The organism is Virgibacillus subterraneus, from assembly GCF_900110695.1.
In the GTDB taxonomy this organism is placed as follows: domain Bacteria; phylum Bacillota; class Bacilli; order Bacillales; family Amphibacillaceae; genus Lentibacillus; species Lentibacillus subterraneus.
Map to the genome: position 1 here is coordinate 1 of NZ_FOEH01000003.1, position 20,306 is coordinate 20,306.

General features: G+C 37.7%; 23 protein-coding genes. 17 read left to right on the plus strand and 6 right to left on the minus strand.

Translation table 11 applies throughout. The features are described 5' to 3' along the window. Positions 1 to 470 precede the first annotated feature (470 nt). The 11 genes from BMY13_RS09635 to BMY13_RS09685 all read left to right on the plus strand — a co-directional run bounded on the left by BMY13_RS09635 (position 471) and on the right by BMY13_RS09685 (position 8,431). A complete protein-coding gene (locus BMY13_RS09635) occupies positions 471 to 1,013 on the plus strand; it encodes a GNAT family N-acetyltransferase (RefSeq protein WP_092504222.1) in 543 nt (180 codons plus the stop codon). A gap of 30 nt (positions 1,014 to 1,043) precedes the next feature. Continuing rightward, positions 1,044 to 1,580, plus strand: a complete 537-nt coding sequence (locus BMY13_RS09640; protein WP_245736076.1) for a fructose-bisphosphate aldolase — start codon at positions 1,044 to 1,046, stop codon at positions 1,578 to 1,580. A 417-nt stretch (positions 1,581 to 1,997) separates the two neighbouring features. Then, a complete protein-coding gene (locus BMY13_RS09645) occupies positions 1,998 to 2,186 on the plus strand; it encodes a hypothetical protein (RefSeq protein WP_092493473.1) in 189 nt (62 codons plus the stop codon). A gap of 52 nt (positions 2,187 to 2,238) precedes the next feature. Beyond that, entirely contained in the window at positions 2,239 to 2,940 is a 702-nt protein-coding gene (locus BMY13_RS09650) for a hypothetical protein (protein WP_092504227.1), read from the plus strand. Between the two features lie 329 nt (positions 2,941 to 3,269). After that, positions 3,270 to 3,692, plus strand: coding sequence for a hypothetical protein (locus BMY13_RS09655; protein ID WP_092504229.1), 423 nt, complete (start codon positions 3,270 to 3,272; stop codon positions 3,690 to 3,692). Positions 3,693 to 3,793: 101 nt separating this feature from the next. Further along, the gene (locus BMY13_RS09660; RefSeq protein ID WP_092504231.1) at positions 3,794 to 4,069 is read left to right on the plus strand and encodes a hypothetical protein; all 276 of its coding nucleotides are present in this window, start codon (positions 3,794 to 3,796) and stop codon (positions 4,067 to 4,069) included. 330 nt (positions 4,070 to 4,399) lie between these two features. Next, positions 4,400 to 4,648, plus strand: coding sequence for a hypothetical protein (locus BMY13_RS09665; RefSeq protein WP_092504233.1), 249 nt, complete (start codon positions 4,400 to 4,402; stop codon positions 4,646 to 4,648). A gap of 107 nt (positions 4,649 to 4,755) precedes the next feature. After that, positions 4,756 to 5,532: a DUF899 family protein gene (locus BMY13_RS09670; RefSeq protein WP_092504235.1), complete on the plus strand. Its 777-nt coding sequence runs from the start codon at positions 4,756 to 4,758 to the stop codon at positions 5,530 to 5,532. 658 nt (positions 5,533 to 6,190) lie between these two features. Next, entirely contained in the window at positions 6,191 to 7,009 is an 819-nt protein-coding gene (locus tag BMY13_RS09675) for a cupin domain-containing protein (protein ID WP_425445154.1), read from the plus strand. A gap of 670 nt (positions 7,010 to 7,679) precedes the next feature. Further along, positions 7,680 to 8,057: a hotdog domain-containing protein gene (locus BMY13_RS09680; protein ID WP_092504237.1), complete on the plus strand. Its 378-nt coding sequence runs from the start codon at positions 7,680 to 7,682 to the stop codon at positions 8,055 to 8,057. Between the two features lie 86 nt (positions 8,058 to 8,143). Then, positions 8,144 to 8,431 carry a TIGR04104 family putative zinc finger protein gene (locus tag BMY13_RS09685; RefSeq protein ID WP_092504239.1) on the plus strand — a complete coding sequence of 96 codons (288 nt, stop codon included), beginning with the start codon at positions 8,144 to 8,146 and terminating at the stop codon, positions 8,429 to 8,431. A gap of 364 nt (positions 8,432 to 8,795) precedes the next feature. Here BMY13_RS09685 and serA read toward each other — a convergent pair whose 3' ends face one another. The 4 genes from serA to BMY13_RS09705 form a co-directional block, all read right to left on the minus strand. Beyond that, on the minus strand, positions 8,796 to 10,382 hold the full coding sequence (gene serA, locus BMY13_RS09690) for a phosphoglycerate dehydrogenase (protein WP_092504241.1): 1,587 nt from the start codon (positions 10,380 to 10,382) through the stop codon (positions 8,796 to 8,798). 10 nt (positions 10,383 to 10,392) lie between these two features. Continuing rightward, the gene (locus BMY13_RS09695; protein ID WP_092504243.1) at positions 10,393 to 11,538 is read right to left on the minus strand and encodes a pyridoxal-phosphate-dependent aminotransferase family protein; all 1,146 of its coding nucleotides are present in this window, start codon (positions 11,536 to 11,538) and stop codon (positions 10,393 to 10,395) included. Next, positions 11,538 to 12,314 carry an NRDE family protein gene (locus BMY13_RS09700; protein ID WP_092493479.1) on the minus strand — a complete coding sequence of 259 codons (777 nt, stop codon included), beginning with the start codon at positions 12,312 to 12,314 and terminating at the stop codon, positions 11,538 to 11,540. Before BMY13_RS09700 ends, BMY13_RS09695 begins: the two co-directional genes overlap by 1 nt. Before the next feature lie 102 nt (positions 12,315 to 12,416). Continuing rightward, positions 12,417 to 12,836 (minus strand): general stress protein, encoded by a 420-nt coding sequence (locus BMY13_RS09705; RefSeq protein ID WP_092504245.1) that lies wholly within the window; start codon positions 12,834 to 12,836, stop codon positions 12,417 to 12,419. Positions 12,837 to 13,097: 261 nt separating this feature from the next. On the opposite strand from BMY13_RS09705, the gene BMY13_RS09710 reads away from it, so the two are divergent. Genes BMY13_RS09710 through BMY13_RS09725 form a run of 4 tightly spaced genes read left to right on the plus strand, consistent with a single transcriptional unit; the run spans position 13,098 to position 15,464 of the window. Then, a complete protein-coding gene (locus BMY13_RS09710) occupies positions 13,098 to 13,559 on the plus strand; it encodes a GNAT family N-acetyltransferase (RefSeq protein ID WP_092504248.1) in 462 nt (153 codons plus the stop codon). A gap of 26 nt (positions 13,560 to 13,585) precedes the next feature. Continuing rightward, the gene (locus BMY13_RS09715; protein WP_092493481.1) at positions 13,586 to 14,002 is read left to right on the plus strand and encodes a GNAT family N-acetyltransferase; all 417 of its coding nucleotides are present in this window, start codon (positions 13,586 to 13,588) and stop codon (positions 14,000 to 14,002) included. A 14-nt stretch (positions 14,003 to 14,016) separates the two neighbouring features. Then, the gene (locus tag BMY13_RS09720; RefSeq protein WP_092504250.1) at positions 14,017 to 14,589 is read left to right on the plus strand and encodes an NUDIX hydrolase; all 573 of its coding nucleotides are present in this window, start codon (positions 14,017 to 14,019) and stop codon (positions 14,587 to 14,589) included. Positions 14,590 to 14,621: 32 nt separating this feature from the next. After that, a complete protein-coding gene (locus BMY13_RS09725) occupies positions 14,622 to 15,464 on the plus strand; it encodes a DNA alkylation repair protein (protein WP_092493483.1) in 843 nt (280 codons plus the stop codon). Between the two features lie 9 nt (positions 15,465 to 15,473). Here the strand turns inward: BMY13_RS09725 and BMY13_RS09730 are convergent, their stop codons facing one another. Beyond that, positions 15,474 to 16,073 (minus strand): class I SAM-dependent methyltransferase, encoded by a 600-nt coding sequence (locus tag BMY13_RS09730; protein ID WP_092504252.1) that lies wholly within the window; start codon positions 16,071 to 16,073, stop codon positions 15,474 to 15,476. Positions 16,074 to 16,404: 331 nt separating this feature from the next. On the opposite strand from BMY13_RS09730, the gene BMY13_RS09735 reads away from it, so the two are divergent. After that, a complete protein-coding gene (locus BMY13_RS09735; protein WP_092504254.1) occupies positions 16,405 to 17,055 on the plus strand; it encodes a transcriptional regulator in 651 nt (216 codons plus the stop codon). Between the two features lie 537 nt (positions 17,056 to 17,592). On the opposite strand, the gene BMY13_RS09740 is transcribed toward BMY13_RS09735, so the two are convergent. Then, positions 17,593 to 18,573, minus strand: a complete 981-nt coding sequence (locus tag BMY13_RS09740; protein WP_092504256.1) for a S8 family peptidase — start codon at positions 18,571 to 18,573, stop codon at positions 17,593 to 17,595. A gap of 220 nt (positions 18,574 to 18,793) precedes the next feature. Here BMY13_RS09740 and BMY13_RS09745 point away from each other — a divergent pair, with 220 nt between their 5' ends. Beyond that, the gene (locus tag BMY13_RS09745) at positions 18,794 to 20,209 is read left to right on the plus strand and encodes an MDR family MFS transporter (RefSeq protein WP_092504258.1); all 1,416 of its coding nucleotides are present in this window, start codon (positions 18,794 to 18,796) and stop codon (positions 20,207 to 20,209) included. Positions 20,210 to 20,306 lie beyond the last annotated feature (97 nt).

The window sequence follows — 20,306 nt, forward strand, 5'->3', positions numbered from 1 at the left end:
CTGATATAATAAAAACTTAAGAGAACTTAAAGCCGATTTAATTTTAGTGTTTAAGGGTTGATTTCTACCAGGATTTTATTTCACTATCGGGTGCGTTGATTCATTAAGGGTAATTAGCCATTTCCTTTTTGTTTAGGAAGTAATTAGCAATATTAAAAAAAGGGTGTTTAATTATGAGGTATTTATTCTACGGTACAATTAGCTTAGTTGTAATATTTATTGTTTTAACCTCACTCAATTATAATGGGTTTGGAATTATTGTTAGCTTATTTGAGTGGACAACTCGATTTATATTACCTTGGATAGCGTTATATTGGTTTATTCATCTCGTAAAAAGCAAAAAGGTGTAGGCGTTCGCTATTCAAGTAACAGGTGCTTATTTTCAAGAAGGATCAAGCACCTTACTTATTGAACCAATGGCAGCTTAGTAGAAAAAAGTTATTAGAAGTGAGGGGATATTAATCGAACACATTAAGGTTTCTCTTTCGAATGAAAGGCTATTATTAAGGGAATTCACTAAAAATGATTGGATTGATGTACATAAATACGCATCACAAGATATAGTTTGTCAATATCAACCTTGGGGACCTAATACAGAAGAAGACTCAAAAGGGTTTATTAATAAGGTGATTAAAGATGGAACCCAAGAACCGAGAACAAGGCTAGTTTTTGCAATTGTATATAATAAAAATATGATTGGAGCTGGGGAGTTTAACATTAGAGATTTCACTAACAAAGTTGGAGAAGTCGCCTATATTGTGAATCCAGATTATTGGGGAAGAGGCATTGCAACAGATGTTGCTAAGCTATTGATTAATTTTGGTTTTGAAGAACTTAAACTTCATCGTATTTATGCTACTTGTGACCCTAGAAACATTGGTTCATCAAAAGTAATGGAAAAAGTTGGTATGACACAAGAAGGAAGAATTCGTGAAGATTTGTTAATAAGAGAAGGTTGGCGAGATTCTTTTCTATATAGCGTTTTGGAACACGAATGGAAAGAAATAACATAACAATTTTTTTCAACTAAAGGGTGTTTTTTCTTGAATAAGGAGTTAATTTTAATGAAAAAATTGTGTTTTTTATTTTGGTTATTAGTCTTAGTTCTGTTCGTTGCTGCCTGTAGTCATACCCAGGAACCAAAAACTACTACCGAAGCAGTGATTTCACAATTGAGTAAAGAGGAATTCGATAATGTTGGAACTACTGGATTAAACAATCCTAAAAAAGATGACTTTCTCAAATTTACTTTCAACTTTGAAGTTGAACACGCTGCAAACATTACACGAAAAGTTGAATTTCCTAAACGGAAAAGTTGGAAGGAAGCTGTAAACTCGATAGATGATAAAGATAGGTTTTGGTTTGGAGAAGGTTATGAAGAGAATTCCGATGGTGAAAATTTTGCAAGATATAAGAGTGAATTTGTTTTTTACTCCAAAGGGTTGAATGAGGAAGAAATCAGGAAGGCTTTTAACTCAATCACTTTAAAACTTTATTTAGACATTGAAGAAGGAGAGACCTTTGAAAAGGAATATAAAGTTAGTGATCTAGTTAAATTTAATAACAACCAAAGTTCTTAAAGCGATGGGTGCGATTGTTTAATAAGAGATGGCTAATTGCACTAACTAGCAGGATAGTGTAGCAAGTAATGCAGATAAAAATAATATATTTTAAATCTATATGTGGGGTGAATTATGGTTTACATATTCATAGGGCTAATAATATTTGTTGTAATTTCTACAACCTATAAAATAATTAGGAAGAAAAAAGTACCCAATAACGACTTTACTCCTTATGATGATATCACTAGTGGTAAAAAATAAATTCACGTTCAACAAACAGGTGCAATAGTTAAATAAGCAGACTGACGTTAAAGTCGGTCTTTTCTTTTGTCTTTTTGTTCAGAAATTTTCGATTACGAATTGGAATATTATGTTAACATTAAATATATAGATATTGAACTAACTGGCAGTTAAGTTCAATAGGAGGCTGTTTAAATGTGGTTAAATATTATTGGTTCAATTATCATCCTTTTCATTATTGTCTTAACTATTAGAGGAATTATGAGAGACAAAAATAGTAGTAAATCAAAACACACTATCCAAAAAAATAAAGAAAAAAGTAATTCTAAAATTAAAAAAGAAATTGAAGAGGTAAAAAGAAAACAACGTCCACCCGAGATGTGAAGGAAAATAAGCTAACGGATGCAATCCGTCAAGAAGAAATAAGGGGGTTCTTATGAGATTTTATCTTGGGATGATTATGGTTATAGCCTTGTTGTTAACTGGGTGTGCAAACAATCAGACTGTGTCTGTTGAAGGTGAAATACACGGGGTAGACCACGAGAATAATACGGTAGTAGTCTATGTAGGGGATACATTGACAGAAAACCAAATGGAAACGATGGATTTTGACGAAAACGAAAAAAACATTGAGGCATTTCTAGTGCAAGCAGAGGAAGATACAGTGGTAAAGGGTGAAGTAGATTCTTTTAATGATTTAAAAATGGAACAAAAGGTATCCATCGAGATTAAAGGGAATTATGAAAAAGAACTGGTTACGATTGGAACACTTTTTGAAAACCACGAAAAACTGCCCGCTTATGATACAGAAAAGGTGGAGGTTATTCCTTATTCGAAAGTAGAAATTGTCGAGGGAATGACAGTGGACAAAGGAAAATACGGGCTTTATGTTTACAATCCGAAAACTAATGAAAAGAGTGGGTATGATGCCTACCCAGGTGCGAATGAAGATTTTCGTTTTCAAAGATTAGTGATGACACATGCTAATAGTGTAAAAAATACGAAAGAATTGTTAGGGTTATATGACGATTCTCCAACGTATATCATTACAGATGATAAGGGTATTATATTTAAATCGAACAAGGAAAAGGAACTAAATGCGTTTGTAAAAAAATTAGGGGAAACAGAAACGAACTAAAATAGGTAAACGGTACAAACACGAAAATCCTTCTTCAACTAACAGTTCAAGAGTTGCAAAACGGTATTGCTTCGGAAACTCTTATTAAATAAACTGAGGAGTATTCTTGAACATGGTTGTAGGTTTTGTGAGCTTATGAGGACAAAAGTGAAAAGTAAATTAGTATAGTTCTAATAGCTATCATATCAATAGCATTATTTATTTGGATTGTTCAACCTGACTTTGAATTTGGGAAATACGATGATTTTCAAGAAGCAATCAAAAAAGGTATTCCTTATAAAGTTAATAATATAATCCACACTGATCAATTCGATAATGTGACCATTGTTATGTACACCACTAATCCAAATAAAGGTGAACTACCTTTTGCGAATTATGACGCACTTGCTGTAGCCTTTTTTAAGGGGAACAATGTAAAAGGTTGGGAAAATATTGGTCATCACGGATGGACACATTACGAGAATGACAATATGACAGTTTATATTGAACCTCTTCGTGAATACGACAGTAAAGGCAATACGCTTCACGAATTTTATGTGGTGTTTGGTGAGATAAGTAATGCTGAAATTATTACAGTCGAAACTAAAACTAAAGCAGAAGAAAAATTTGAAGAAGCTGAAATTATCACTGCACAAGGAAACCGTTATTATTTTCAAATCGGTAGAGAGACAATTGTTAGAGGATTATCTGAAAGCAGAGAAGTCATAGGTAGCAAGGTAAATAAGTATATATTTGTGAAGAAATATACTTAATCTAAAGGGTGCTATTGTTTAATAAGAACAGTGGTTTCTTGGATAAAGACGCAGATTTGTTTGAATAGCTACTTTTGATTAACAATAAAAGGGGGGAAATAATGACAGAAGAAAAGAAAAAACAGTATTTTTATATGAACATTGGTTATATAGGTGGTTTGTTTATACTTATTTCCCAATTAAGGTATCTATTAGTTTCAGAGGATTCGCTAGGACAGTTTCTTGCGTTGATAGGTATTTTATGTTTAGGAAGTTTTATTAGATATGTAGAATCTAAATTGTTTCCTAAAACAAAGGAAAAACGAATCATTAAAGCGATTTATCTATGTATGTTAATTATAATTGCTATTATTGGTTCTTTTCTTTTATTGAAGTAAACGGTGCGATTGTTTAATAAGAGTATTCGTTTCTTGTGCTAAATAGAAGGTTTGTTTAAGATTAATTTATTAAATATTGAAGCAATAAGGGAGACTTTTCAATTAAAAGGTTTTTATCTTATTTCGTTTGTACAGTAGTTATTGTATGTTTTATTGGACAGTTTAAAGAAATAAAGAACTCTTAAAGAAACTGGTGCTAATCTAAAAAAAGGATATGCGCCTTTTTTGTTGAACTTATTGTATAAAAGTGGAAGGTTAATTTTGTGAAATTACATTTTTTGTTTATTTAACTTGTTTTGATCGTATGTAATAGCCGAGAGGAGGAATTTAATGCTTACAAAAAAACTCCACTTTTTAATTGCTCTTATTTCGTATCCTATAACAATTCTTCATTTTATCTTGGGTGATTACACAAACGAAAAACTATTATCAGGTATATCATTTTTTTCAATTACTACCGTTATTTATGTAGGGTTTGTTTATTTATACTTTAAAAGTGACATAGGTAAGAAATTAGTAATGTGTGGATTACTTGTAATTGGTATGACTTCGATGTTCTTAGCCATTACAGCAGCATAAATCAAACTTCTTATTGAGATCCTTAGCAATTGAGAAGAAGTTCTTTGTATTTATGTTTGATAAACTATCAGGTGTGTAGGTAAATAATAGTGAAAGGAGATATTTCCATGAATTATAATTACAAAACCTCTGCGCTGCCAACCGTGGTCGACCGAACCACCTGGCAGTCCAAACTGGATGAGTTGCGGATTCGGGAGAAGGCACACACACGAGAAGGTGACGCGATCGCAGCGGCCCGACGGCGGTTGCCGATGGTCGAGGTGGACTCGACCATCCCGCTGATCGGCCCAGATGGCCCGGTCACGCTGCTGGAGACGTTTGAGGGCCGGCGCCAGCTAATCGCGTACTACCACATGTGGCACACCGGCAGACCCGCCGCGGAGCAGTGCGAGGGCTGCACCTTCTCCACGACCCACATCAACGAGCTGTCCTATCTGAACTCGCGAGACGTGAGCTACGCGACTTTCTGTCAGGGGCCGTACGAGGAGAGCTCGCGGTATCGTGACTTCATGGGCTGGACGGTTCCCTGGTACTCGGTGCCCCAGGACGCCGTGGACCGGTTGATCGCAGACCGGCATTTCGGGATCCTGGCCAGTTATCTTCGGGACGGTGACAAGGTCTACGAGACTTACTGGACCACCGGCCGCGGCAACGAACTGATGGCACCGTCGTACGGACTGCTGGACCTGACTGTCTACGGCCGGCAGGAGTTCTGGGAGGATTCGCCCGAGGGCTGGCCTCAGCGTTGGGGCTCCAAAGGTGGTCAGTTTAGGCTGGACGGCCGCCCGACCGCCCAATGGTCTCGGCTTGAGGCCGGACACTCCGACGACCTTAACACCACGGCCACCGCCGCCGATCGACACTGCTGCCAAGACAAACCGTGACCTAGGGGTTCCTTCGGGATAACTGAAAAATAAAATATAGCATGATGAAAGTCCTCAAGATAGTTGTTTCAGGCACAATAAGCTATACAACACAATTGTATTCAAAAGCAATCTACTTAATTTTACTTTATTTAATCATCGGGCGCGATTGTTTAATTAGCGTCTCTTTGCTTTCTCAACTAACGGGGGCTTTAATAACAAGAGATATAGAAAGAAAAATGGCTTGGAGAAATATCCAAGTCATTTTTTACTGTAAGATTAATAGTGGATATTACTTGATTATAGATGAGATTTAACTTGTGCATCACTGATTTGTACTTCACAAGTGACCTATTAAGAATTCATCTAGCGGGTTCGGTTTCCTATCACAAAACTTATAATTACATTTTATGATGTAACTAAATTATCAGTGCTATGGTAATGCAATAATGAATTATTAATATGAGTGGTTGTTATTTAGAGTGCAAGCCTTTAGGCGAATTGCCTTAATTGCACTTATGCAGTTAGCAAAAAATGGCTTTCATAAGTAATCCCTTTAACGAATGCAAAGTCTAAGATGGTACTGTTATCATTACTTAAAAAAGTACCCTTGAATCTAAGTACATTATTTTAACAGATGCATAGGATAATTTTATAAATTGTGAAGGGATTGAGAAAAATTTATTATCCATATATGTATCCGTATCAACATCCTTACTATGTTGTTAATGTACCAATGTATAACTATGGAAGACAGTCTATTAACGGCACTTTGCCTAATGGGTTAGAACATGCTGACAGATTTGGATCGTTCAACGCTCACAAAGGTGATAACGGTGCCAAATTGCAAGATTATGGATCGAATCCTTTTGTCATTAATATTAATGAAGCAACGAGACAAAACAATACGTTTCGTACTGCTTTATGGACGGGGACACATTTGCAGGTTACTTTAATGAGTATCAATGTCGGTGAGGATATCGGTTTAGAAATGCATCCTGACGTTGATCAATTTTTACGTGTAGAACAAGGGCAAGGGATTGTCAAGATGGGTAACAGTAAAGATAATTTAACATTTGAAAGAAATGTCTATGACGATTCTGCAATAATGATACCTGCTGGATCATGGCATAATCTGACCAATACTGGTAATATTCCCCTAAGACTTTACTCAATATATGCTCCTCCAAACCATCCTTTTGGCACAGTACATGTTACGAAAGCAGAAGCTATGGCAGCTGAAGAAGAGCAAGAGAATGGAAATACGGTTATTTCAGGCAAGACGCCAGATGAATGGGTGCAGTATACAGAATATTTGGTGGAAGAAGGATTAGAGGATGTACGAAGAGGAATAAATGCAACTCATATTCTCCAGGAATTTATTTTGATGGGAGTTCTTGTAGGGAAGGGATATTCTCCTGAAACAGCATATGAAACTGTAGAAGAATGGGAACGAACAGGAGAATCCAAACTTCTTCAGCAAAGTAAAAATATGTAGTAATATATTTATTTTCAACAGTAAGGGGGTTGTAACATTGGCACCCCTTTTATTTGTATTAGAAAACCTGGCTTATCTCCAACGAGTAAATGTAGCAGGTTAAGGACTGCTCAATTGTAATCTTTCTTCTAATGATACGGTCGTGATAATCGGCAAATGGATCCTCATTCCGTTAAATGCCTAAAAACAGTTAATTGTGAGGCCGAAAAGGGCAAATAACGGAACCAGGAACCGAAACAAGCTCAATTCAAGGAGTTTGAGGCGAATAGCGGAATGACGATTCATATCAATCAGCACACGGATACTCATTCCGCTGAAATGGTAGAAGATCTATCTCGCAGGAGTGAATAGAGAGAATATTAGTGGAATTATTGATAAGCAGCTATGTGACTTAGCTTGGGGTGAAGCAAGCGAGTAAAATAAACAAACAAGTTAATCAAGCTAGCTAAAGATTATAAACAAATCTTTTAAGCAGCCTTCTTCAATGAATGGGAACTTGCGTTAAACAGGAAGATTCATTTAAGTTGGTCTTTTTATTTTGTTTACTATTTCAGAAAATTGTAATCTATTAATGACATCTATGTTATATTCACTAAGGTGAATTGTACAAGCGTATAGGAATTAAAGTGATTGAATATAGGATATACATTTAAATTAAGGAGGGGTAAATTTGTCTTTAAAAGTAGGAGATATCATTACATTTGAACGATCTTTTTCGGAAAGGGATGTTGAATTATTTACAGAGATTTCAGGTGATGAAGGTGCTCATCATAAAACACCTGATGAACATGGGAAGCTTGTTGTACAAGGGTTATTAACGGCGACTCTTCCAACAAAGGTAGGTGGAGACTATGATGTGATGGCTCGTAATATGAATTTTGAGTTCTTAAGACCTGTGTTTACAGGAGATACAATCATTTGCGAGGTTACAATTGAAAAATACGAAAAGCAGGAAAAGAACAGAACATCCATTAGAGCATACTTTTTATGCAACAATCAGCATGGAAAAGAGGTGTTAAAGGGAGAGTTTTCTGGGGTAATACTTTAAGCTTTTACTAACGGTTTACATAGACTTAGAAAAAGTAGTGCTGGATCTGCTCAGTAAGGTACTTTTAAAATGAAGGGGGTTAATGGATGCCAGTTTGTCAGAATTGCGGTGAAAAGTGGACTTGGAAACAAACAATTAAAACAATGTTCAGATTGAAATGCCCGCACTGTGGTGAAAAACAATATGAGTCTGTATCATCAAGAATAAGGGGTGGGGTTTTCGTACTTATTCCATTAGTTTTATTACCTATTAATGCTTGGTTAGAGTTTTCATTAGGTACGATGGTAATTCTTGCTATTATCTTTGCATCGATAGTAATCGGCTTATACCCCTTAATTTTGAAATTATCTAATAAAGAGGAACCTTACTGGTAGTGGGGGGAGAGTTTCTTATAGAAAACCGATCATGTTATTAATCAGCAAATGAATCCTTATTCCGCTAAATGGCAAAAATGCTGTTTAGCAGAGGCTTAAGTGGATCCTCATTCCGTTAAATGCCGAGAAAGAGTGAATTGTGAGGCCGAAAAGGGCAAATAACGGAACCAGGAACCGAAACAAGCTCAAATCAAGGAGTTTGGGGCGAATAGCGGAATGAGGATTCATATCAATCAGCACACGAATCCTTATTCCGCTAAATGACAGAGAAACTAGGAGTAGCGGGGTTCATGATGAGTCAGGTGATTTTGATAAACAAAATGCACCGTAAAATTACGGTGCAATTGAATGAGCCTCAATCTTCCTATAAATCTATTGCTGTAACTTCATGAATTTCTTCCAGGGATTTTAACTCGTCTAATTCTTTTTGTTCCATATGTCGGTCAACTTTAAGCATCATAATTGCTTCTCCGCCGATGCCTACTCGATCCACTTGCATTGTTGCAATATTGATATGATGCTGGGCTAGGATACTTCCCATTCTACCGATAACACCTGGTTGGTCCTGGTGATAAATGACAACAATATGATCCTCTGGTGTTACATCGACACTGTATTTATCCACCTTTACAATTCTTGGTCCTAAGCCATTTAATAGAGTTCCTGCCACACTTCTTGTTTCTGTTGCTGTCTTCACTTCTACTGTCAGCAGGTTTGTGAAGCCTCTGGTCCGGGATGTTTTATTTTCGTTGATGTTAATTCCTTTTCTTTTAGCAAGGTAGAGGGCATTCACATCGTTTACATGGTCGCCGAGATGTCGGGTCAGTAGCCCTTTTACTGTATTTCGCGTTAATGGTGCAACTTCCACTTCAGATAAATCGCCAGCGTAATAGATGTTTACTTCTTCAACAACCTCGTCAGTTAAGTGAATGAGGAATGAGCCAAGTTTTTCTGCTAAGTTGAAGTAAGGCTCGATTTTGCTCATGATATCATTTGGAACGGATGGCAGGTTAACTGGGTTTCTGACTAAATCTCCCATTAAAAAGCCGATAACGTCCTGGCAGACATCGATTGCAACATTTTCCTGTGCTTCGATTGTGCTAGCCCCAAGGTGTGGTGTAGCAAATACTTCCGGTAACTCTAGTAGCTTATTGTCATGGAACGGTTCTTCTTCAAACACGTCCAGTGCGGCACCGGCTACTTTTTTATCAACAATAGCGTTATATAAAGCTTCTTCATCAATAATTCCACCGCGGGCACAGTTAACAATTTGCACTCCAGGCTTCATTTGCTGGAACGCTTCAGCATTAATTAAATGCTTTGTCTCCTTTAATAAAGGTGTATGCACCGTGATAAAGTCTGCTTCTTTTAAAACATCTTCAATTGATCCGTAGCGAATTCCCATTTTATCTGCTTTCTCCTCAGTTAAAAATGGGTCATATGCCATAACGTCCATCCGTTGCCCTTTGGCTCTGGAAGCAACTTCTGTACCAATCCTGCCAAGCCCGACGATCCCTAGTGTTTTATTCTTTAGCTCGACACCGACATATTTTTTCCGGTCCCATTGATGATTTTTAAGTGCATAATAGGCTTGAGGGATTTTTCTGGATAACGACATTATCATGGCCATCGTATGCTCTGCAGCAGAATTCGTATTCCCGTTTGGAGCGTTGACAACGATAATGCCATTTTCGGTTGCTGCATCAAGATCAATATTATCAACGCCGACACCTGCACGTCCGATGATTTTCAGGTTCTTAGCTTTCTGGATGATATTGCGTGTTACTTGTGTTTGACTTCTTACTAGTAAGCCATCGAAATCGCCAATTCTGCTCTCTAATTCTTCTGGCGATAGATTCGTTTCGATTACAAGATTCATATTTTCCGCATCTTGTAGAGGCTGTAAACCTTCCTCGCTTAGCGGATCTGCAATTAATATATTAAATGACATGTTAATACCCCTAACCTAAGTATATTTCTTGCGCAGCTTGTGTTCCTTTACCTAGTTCAATGTCTTTACCTATTTTTCGTAAGCTAATTTCTACTATACTAATTGTTTGCAGTACATCTGCTGGAGAGCAGTAGCCCATATGGCCAATCCGAAAGATTTTACCTTTCATATGCTGCTGGCCACCTGCAACAGCTAAACCGAATTCTTCTTTAAGGACTCTTCGCAATGCCTCCGCTTCAAAATCAGCGGGTTTAATCGCTGTTACGGTAGGGGAGGCGGCGATATCACTCGTTAATAGAGGAATATCCAGGGCGCGAAAAGCGGCTCTGGTCATTTCCATCATTAACCGGTGTCGCTCGTGAATTTGTTCCAGGCCTTCTTCATTCATGAGTGTTAAAACCTGTTCCAGCCCTAATAAAAGTGATAAGGCAGGGGTGAATGGTGTTGAATCTTTTTCCAGGTTATCACGGTACTTTTTCAGGCCTAAGTAGAAGCGTGGCTGCTCATTCTGCTCGATCGTTTTCCATGCACGATCACTTGCAGCTATAAATGTTAGACCAGCGGGAAGCATCATTGCTTTCTGAGAACCTGTAACCAATAGGTCGATACCCCATTCATCCATTTTGCATTCAACACCGCCAATGCAGGACACCCCATCGACAATAAATAATGCATCTGAATGTGAATGTACTACTTGGGCAAGTTCCTGTACTGGATTAAGGACACCTGTGGATGTCTCGCAAAACGTGGCAAACACAGCTTTTATCGCTGGATATTTTGTAAGGTATTCCTTAATAGCGCCAGGTGTAACGGCTTCTCCCCATTCAACATCATAACGATGCGTTTTTATTTGATATGCGTCAGCTATTTTGACGAAACGTTCACCAAAAGCACCTGTTGCGATGACTAGCACTTCATCCCCGGGGGTAACCGTATTGACAACTGCTGCTTCCAAACCCGCTGTTCCACTTCCGGTGATAATCGCAACATCTTGTTCGGTTCCGAAAATGGGTTTTAGTTTTGGTTTAATGCTTTTAAGTAATTCCTTTGTTTCCTGACCCCGATGTCCAATCATTGGCTGGCTCATGGCGCGCTGTACGCTTGGGGGAATTGGAGTTGGTCCGGGAATTCTTAGTAATTGCTGGTCTGATAACATCAATTTTCTCCTTTCTGTAGTTGGAAATTATATTGATTTTCTTTTGCAAACTTTCCTTTATCGTATGTACGTTCAACAAAGGTCACTTCATTATTATTGTCTACTAGCAAAACAGTGGAGGAGCGGGTGCCATATTCAGGTGTCTTGATGAATAACGGTGAGAGCTTTCGTTCAAGGTCTAATCCAACACCTGTTTCCGGTAAGTTTTCATCCTTAGCTTCTTCGGCATCAGAAATGATTTGAAATAACTTATCTGTTTGGACTTTTTCTTGGGTCATTGTATATTTATGTAAATTCATCTTTCCTTTCGTGACTTTCGGCCATGGTGTATTTAAAAAATGATTGCTAAGTCCGTGTGTACCTGCATTGATTTCTGTAACTTTATCTTGTATGTTATTGTAATACAAAATTTGCTCTGTGTCTCCAATAATTATATTAAATCCTGCATATTTATGCTTGTTTACTTTTAATGATTCAAGAAAATTTTGTGGTGTTGCATCTTCTGCTAAATAGCTTCTGACTATATCACCACGTGATTGTTGACCAGTCGCTGGTTGCCCAGGGTCACGGTAATTTGTTAATGCTGCAAACCTTCCTTGTTTTGTGATGCCAAGCCAGGTCCCATGCTGGACTAAATCACGTCCAGCCAGAATGTTCGGTTCATCATCCCAAAAGCGAGCTTGCGCCGTTGGTCTCCCGTAAAACTCATCCCGATTTGCAGCAACTATTAATTTATAGTTTGGATGCTCGTGAAACTGAAAATTGATTAAGCACATCGTAGGATCGCTCCTTTTTTTATTCATTATACGTAAAAAAGAAGGTTTAGCAATAAAAAAAGTTTAAGCGAACAGCACCTGATGCTGTTCGCTTAAACATTGTTAACTATTACGATGAATGACCTCTTCCTCTAATGTGACTGTGTCACTGGTTGGGTCATTGCCCATTTTTAATTCATCATCAGCTATCACCAAGATCTCACCGGATTCAATAGCATCCACATACATTGATGCTTGTTTGTCAGATACACCGAGTTGAACTAATTTTTCATGAATATTAAGGCTTGAATCTTGAGAATTAAGCATTACTTTTTTAATTTTATCTATGAAAGAATCCTTCCCATCATCTTCTATTGCATTGTTTTCCACGTCGACATCCGTACGATCTTCCAACTCAGCCGTATTTTCCTTATTAGTAAAGATGGTAATATTTTCTGCCTTAAGACCTTTCAGTTCCAATACCGACACCTTCTTGATAGCATCCTCTTTCGAGTGAAATGGTCCAAAAATTTCGTTAGCCATTACCAAAGCCTCCTATTAGAAAATATATTCCTTTTTAGTCTATACCCATGAGATAAAACTTCGAAACTGGATGAATTTTATAAAAGTGATAGAATAGTAGGATGTTAATGTTTAGAATAACTGCATCAAGGGGGATTCAATTGCGTACTGCCTTAAAATTAATTGGCAAAATATTTAGTTATATAGTAAAAAAGAAACATAGCGACGAAGATAAATTTAAGTATAAATGAATTGGAGTGTCACTATTTGAGGGGGATAATTATGGATTATACGTTTGAATTTATGACGCAGGAGCAGGCAGAAGATATTGCATATAACTGGCACTATGATGGGATATATTCTTTTTATGATATAGAAGCTGATAAGGAAGATCTTGCTGAGTTTTTAGACTCCAACAAACGAGATTCTACTTATGTTGTTACAAAGGACAGTGAAGTTGTTGGTTTTTTTAGTTTTAATAGAACTGGAAACAACACCATAGATATTGGGCTGGGGATGAGGCCTGATTTGACTGGTAGCGGAAATGGATCGGAATTTATCAAGGCCGGGATGGAATTTGCTAAATCAAACTATTCACCTGATGAAATAACATTATCCGTAGCAACTTTTAATCAAAGAGCGATTAAAGTCTATCGGAAACTTGGATTTGAAGATATTGAAACATTTATGCAGGATACAAACAGCAGCAGTTTTGAATTTTTGAAAATGATTTATTATTGCTGATATTTTGCGTGGAAAAGGGGATATATATGGAACTACTATTAAGGAACGGAAAGTCAGTTAATGTTCGAGAATACTCTGAAAGTGATTTTGTGAATATTCAAAGGTTAAATATAAAAGAAGGCTGGACAAATCTAGTAGAGAAAAAAGATGATACAAAGCAAGCATGGGACCATTCTAATATTGCATTTGTTGTAATGGATGAAGGGGGATTTGTCGGGTATATTCGAGGAATCACAGATAAGTTTATTACTCTATTTATTGGTGAACTAGTGGTTAGTACCGACTATCGCGGGTTAGGAGTTGGACAGGGACTACTTAAATATGTGCATAGCCTATATCCCAAAACAAGAATAGAGATGCTTGCAACAAGTACATCTCGTACTTATTATGAAGAGCAAGGTTATCGGGCTTTCTATGGTTTTAGGAAAACGTTTGAAGAATGAACGGAGGATTACATATGAAAAAGTGGAAAACCATAGATTCAGTTTATTTGTTTGAGACACCATTTGGAAATTTGAGAAAAGATAAATGTGAGCTGCCAAATGGAATTGTGATAGATGACTATTATGTTAATGAATACGTTGATTGGGTTAATGCGATTGTTATTACGAAAGAAAATCAAATTGTACTTGTTGAACAATACAGACATGCTGGAGAGGATTTCTATTTGGAGGTTCCTGCCGGTAAAATAGAAGAAAATGAGTCATACGAGGAAGGAATACTTAGGGAGATTAGAGAAGAAACGGGGTTCACTTCAAAGAGGAAACCTATTAAATTAGGAGAGTTTATGGTTAATCCTGCTACGCAAAACAATAAGGTGAAAACCTATCTGATAATGGATGCCGTTAGAGAATTCAATCAAGATTTAGATGATACCGAAGAGATAATTATTAGATTGATTGATTTTGAGGAAATGGGACATTTAATTAAAACAAATCTGATAAAAACACAGCTGTTCACAGCAAATGCTTATTTTATGGCAAAATTGTTTTTAACAGGAGATAAACTTGCAACTAATCTATCAAAATAACTTGTTCTAATGAATTTGGAGGGATATTAGACATGGTCGAAACAAGGAAAACTTTAGAATCATTTGTTTATCAGCTTGGAGATGAGAATTTCAGAGGGGCCATTGAAACTCTAAAAGAGCTCGGAACTGGGGCACGTAATACACCAAAATCACCTGTAAAAAATAAAGCAATAGAATACGTTATTTCTACTGTTCAAGATAAATCACGATTAAAGGACATGGCTATTAAACTTGCAGAGTTTGAAGACGCTACTGCAAAGGAAATCGCCGCCCATTTACTTATGTCTGTTTATGATGAATATCCTCGTCAAGTTTCAAATGTTTTAAGATCACTTGCTAATGATGAAAATTGGGAAGTCAGAGAGTGGGTTGCTGGTGCTTGCGGAGAAATACTTACGAATCATTTTGAATTATTCTATGAAGATATAAAAAGTTGGACTCGTGACAACTCAGAGAATGTCCGACGTGCTGCCTCTATAGCTGCGATGTATGCAGGTAAAAAACGTAAAGAGGAATATGGAGAGCCACTGCTTGATATCGTGGAGTTATTGTTAACTGATAGTAATCCGTATGTAAAGAAAAATTTAGGACAATTTGCAATTGGGGATGGTTTGCTAAGGTATTATCCATCAAAAGTTTTGGCAAGGTTAGATAAATGGATAGAGATAAGTGATGAAAATGCACGATGGAATATAGCAAAGATTTTTTCATCCGCTGAGGGTATGAAATATATATGTGAAGCAGAAAGTATAATAAAAATACTTTTACACGATGAGCGGTATAAAGTAAAGAAGGCCATTGATTCAACATTAAATAAGGCTATAAAGAAAAACCCTGAATTAGTTAATGGATTAACTATAAAAGTAAAACAATAACTATCTGATTTACTTTTGGATAACCACCTGAATGACATGACCCAATCCTGTATGACGGCTTCCTTCGTTCCGTGTTGCTTCTCCATAATAAAAATGAATGCACTTATACGGTTTGATCCAGCTGAGAATATCTGACGGATTATACAGATTATCTACAGTAGGAGGACCACCGGATTTATAGTTAATTTGATTTTCTGAGTACACTTCAAACATAATCTGTCCGCCAGTTTTAACGGATTGAATTATATTTTCGATTAAAAATTGCTGACCTTGCTTTGGGACATGTCCAAATACCATAATAGCAGAATCGTATTGGTTGGGATCCACACTCTCTTTTGTTAAATCCTTAGCAGCAGTTTCGATGGATACATGATGCTGTTCTGCCAGTTTCTTGGCTTTCTTAATGCCGGCTGTTGACTGATCGTACATTGTTACATGATGCCCAAGGCTTGCCAAATAAACAGCATTACGACCCTCGCCTTCTGCAAAGCAAGCAACATTTGAGGGGGGCGGAATCTGCTCACCCATCTCTCGAATGAATTCATTTACAGTTGTGCCATATACATAACCTTTTTCTGAAAATCTGCTATCCCATTTGTCTTTTGACATTTTGTGAAAACTCCTTATAGATTTGGTTTATAAATAATGTACCATTTAAATCGTTGAATTCATAAGAATAAGTCTGGTGGGGAGCACGTCGGTATTTTGAGAGAGTGTGGCTCATAATCGAACTTTTCTAATGCGTGCTCGAACAAAAGAATAGTTTCCTATAATCTAATAATACAGTATAATTAAGTAGCCTATTAAACTGACAAGTTACCACGATTTCTACGTAAATCCCTGTTGTATTTGCCTCGAAAGCTAGTCTCTAACCAACCCAGTCATAGAAAAAATCACCTTGTCTACTCAAATAAAATATAACCGGAAAGGAAAGTGAACGATGCCAGGATTCGAACAAAAATATGAAGAATGGATTCAAGTACAAATTACCGAGGAGAAGAACCATAGGAGACGTGAACTTCTGAAAAAGGGTTTAGGTCACGGTACGGTTCAATTTCTTCGTTCAATTTGGTTTCCAACTGTGGGAAATTTTAATCATTTATACCCTGAATGGGAAGTACGGGATTTCAACAATGGTTACCGTTACCTTGACCTCGCTTACAGACCAGGACATGATGCGAAAGGATGTATTGAAATTCAAGGATACGGCCCTCATGCGAGAGACCTCGATGTTAGACGATTTAAGGATTTATGCTGGCGACACTCATTATTAGCCCTCGATGGATGGACCATCCTACCAATCGCTTATCTATCTATTCAAGATGAACCTCAACGCTGTCAGCAGCTTGTTCTTGCTTTTATCGGTAAATTCACCTCAACTGAAGTATCCACTGAATTATCTTGGCTCGAGGCAGAAGTTGTGCGATATGCACGTCGGTTGCTAAGGTGTTTTACTCCAGTTGAACTTGCTCACCATCTTCACATTAGCGATCGCCATGCTCGGAAAATTTTGCATAGACTAGTAGAACAGCAGATATTAATTGTTGCAAGTGGTAAAGAACGCGCCCGAACATATAAAATTAGACGATAATTATGTGAATAGTAGTTGTTGCAGTGACTTGGTTCTGAGCCAGTGCTACCAGGCGGATCCTCATTCCGCTATTTGCCTCAAATAATGACTTTTAGCATCTGTTCCGGATCCTCGTTCCGCTATTTTCCCTTTTCACCATCATTTACCCATCTTTATGGACTAATAACGGAATAAGGATTCACTTGACTAACTTTTGAGCAGTTTTTGTAACGTATAACGGAATGAGGATCCGCCACGATTATTTACCAGAACTTGACGGATCCTCATTCCGTTATTCACCTCAAATAATGACTTTTAGCATCTGTTCCGGATCCTCGTTCCGCTATTTGCCCTTTTCATCATCATTTACCCATCTTTTTGGACTAATAACGGAATGAGGATTCACTTCACTAACTTTTGAGCAGCTTTTGTAACATATAGCGGAATGAGGATCCGCCACGATTGCTTATTAGGAAATTGTCGGATCCATATTCCGTTATCGCCAAAGATGGGGCATAGCTGCCGGCATAGTTCTCACCACTCCGATGCCCCAATCACCTAGTTGCTAGCATAATGTCTGTTGAAGGTTTGGAAAAGCTGTTCGAACTGTTCCAGGATTGCTAGTGCTATAAGTCCGTTTCCTTCTGCTGATTTTGGATAGCCTAGAGGTACTGTACGTCTAACAAGCTGGGCATAAAGTTCTGTTTCGGATAAACGTCGATCAAATTGCTTTTCTGCAATGTTGATAACTAAGGCCAGTGCGCCAGATATATGTGGTGTAGCCATGGATGTGCCTGATAACCGGGCGTACTTACTATCAGTATAAGTAGATAATATTTTCACCCCTGGAGCGACAAGGTCGATTTCATCATTGGTATTGCTGAATGGTGCAATTTTTTTGTCAAAGTTAATAGCTCCAACTTGAGTTACTTCATTGTAGGCACCAGGGTATGCAAATTCATCAGTCACAGGTCGGCCATCACCTTCATTCCCGGCGGCACATACTACTGGGATGCCGGAATCAACTGCTTTTTTAACAGATTTATAAAGTTCCGGTACATCCTCCGGACCGCCGAGCGACATGGATATCACCCTTACCTTTTCGCCGTTAGGTCCTTCCCAATTCACGGCATAATTTATCCCATCGATAATCCATTGATAATCCCCGCTACCATCTTCGCTTAAAACTTTTAAAATCAAAAGCTTGGCATTTGGAGCGACACCAGAAATTCCTTCTTCTTGATTAGATGAAGCGGCAATTGTTCCTGCTACATGTGTACCATGACCGTTGTTATCATCGTAATTATCTTTATCCCCGCTGTAATCAGAAGTGAAGTTCCTTCCATCAATTATTCGTTCTTTCAAGTCTGGGTGGTCTACTTGGCATCCGGTATCAATTATTGCGACGACATTTCCGTGGCCTTTCTCTGCTTCCTCCCAGGCATAAGGAGCTTGAATCATAGAAACTCCTTCTGGGATATCAGTCGCTGTATCCTGAATTTCTTCGATCTGATAAGGAATCAAGTGAATTTTTCCCATCGTCTATCCCCTCCTTGTCTTATCTAATATATATACCTCTTGTAAATAATCTAAAACGATTAAATAGACCTATATTGATTTATGCTATAAGTACGAAAACAGGATAAGTATTGTATATTCCTTTTTGTCTATCCTTAGTTGTGTTAGAGTGTAATGTTGTTGTGTTAAACTTTGATGGTAAATAACGATCTTAATATAAAAGAAAGAAGGAAGAAAGATTATGGCAGAAAGTCAGGGACCATCACAAACAGGGGAAAAAATAAATAAAGTACCACTCATGCTAGTATTAATATCAGGGGCTTTTGCCGCCATTCTGAACCAAACGCTATTAGCTACAGCGTTACCGCATATAATGAGGGACTTGTCTTTAGATGAGAATACTGCACAGTGGCTGCAGTCTATTTTTATGTTAGTTAACGGAATCATGATACCAATAACAGCTTTTCTAATTCAGCGCTATACTACAAGAGGACTGTTTTTAACAGCGATGGGAATATTTGGTGTAGGTACAGTAATTTGTGCTATAGCACCGAACTTTGCAGTATTAATGGTTGGGCGAATTGTCCAGGCAGGTGGTGCTGGTATTATAATGCCACTCATGCAGACGATCCTATTTCTTATTTTTCCTGTTGAAAAACGAGGAACAGCGATGGGTATGTTCGGTTTAGTAATATCTTTTGCACCAGCAATAGGTCCGACACTATCTGGTTATTTAGTAGAGCATTTCCCATGGAGAAGCTTGTTTTATGTAATCTTACCAATCATTATTATCGATATTATTGTTGCTTATTTCATTCTTAAAAATGTGACGAAGCAGACGTTTCCAAAGGTTGATACGTTATCAATTATCCTTTCAACATTAGGATTTGGCGGATTGCTATTTGGATTTAGTACGGCTGGGAGTGGAGGCTGGACAAGTAACGAGGTAATTATCTCGATGGTTGTTGGTGCTATTGCCCTTACGCTGTTTATTCAAAGACAGTTCAAACTAGAACAGCCAATACTTGAATTCAGGATATTTAAATACAAAATATTCACATTAACTACTATACTTGGCATGATCGTATTCATGGCGATGATTGGTGCAGCCGTTGTGTTGCCATTACTGATGCAGAATATGCTAGGCTTTACAGCTTTTGAATCAGGGTTAATGCTCCTGCCAGGGGCTCTGTTGATGGGGGCAATGAACCCAATTACCGGTCGTTTATTTGATAAATTTGGCGCGAGATGGTTGGCTATAATTGGATTATTCATCTTAACAGTTACGACGTTTATGTTTACCAATCTAACCACCGAGACAACATTTACGTATTTGGCAGTGGTAAATGCTGTCCGAATGCTTGGGGTGGCAATGGTTATGATGCCAGTAACAACAGCTGGCTTAAATCAGATTCCAACGGACGTAATACCACATGGAACGGCAATGAATAATACAATGCGACAAATAGCAGGTGCGGTTGGAACAGCCCTGCTTGTGTCGGTTATGACCAATAATGCTATTCCGGATGAAGGAATACCTGGACTTGTTCATGGTGTTAATGTGTCCTTTATTGTCGCTGGATTTATCTCTTTAGTTGGCTTAGCTTTATCATTCTTTGTTAAAAATCCACAGCGTGACGTTGGAGATGCTGGCTAACGCACATTTATCACAAATTAATAATGTAAGCAAATTGACCATCAAATTTACGCTGATTTGATGGTCTTTTTTAATTTGTTTTATAAATCTCTTACTA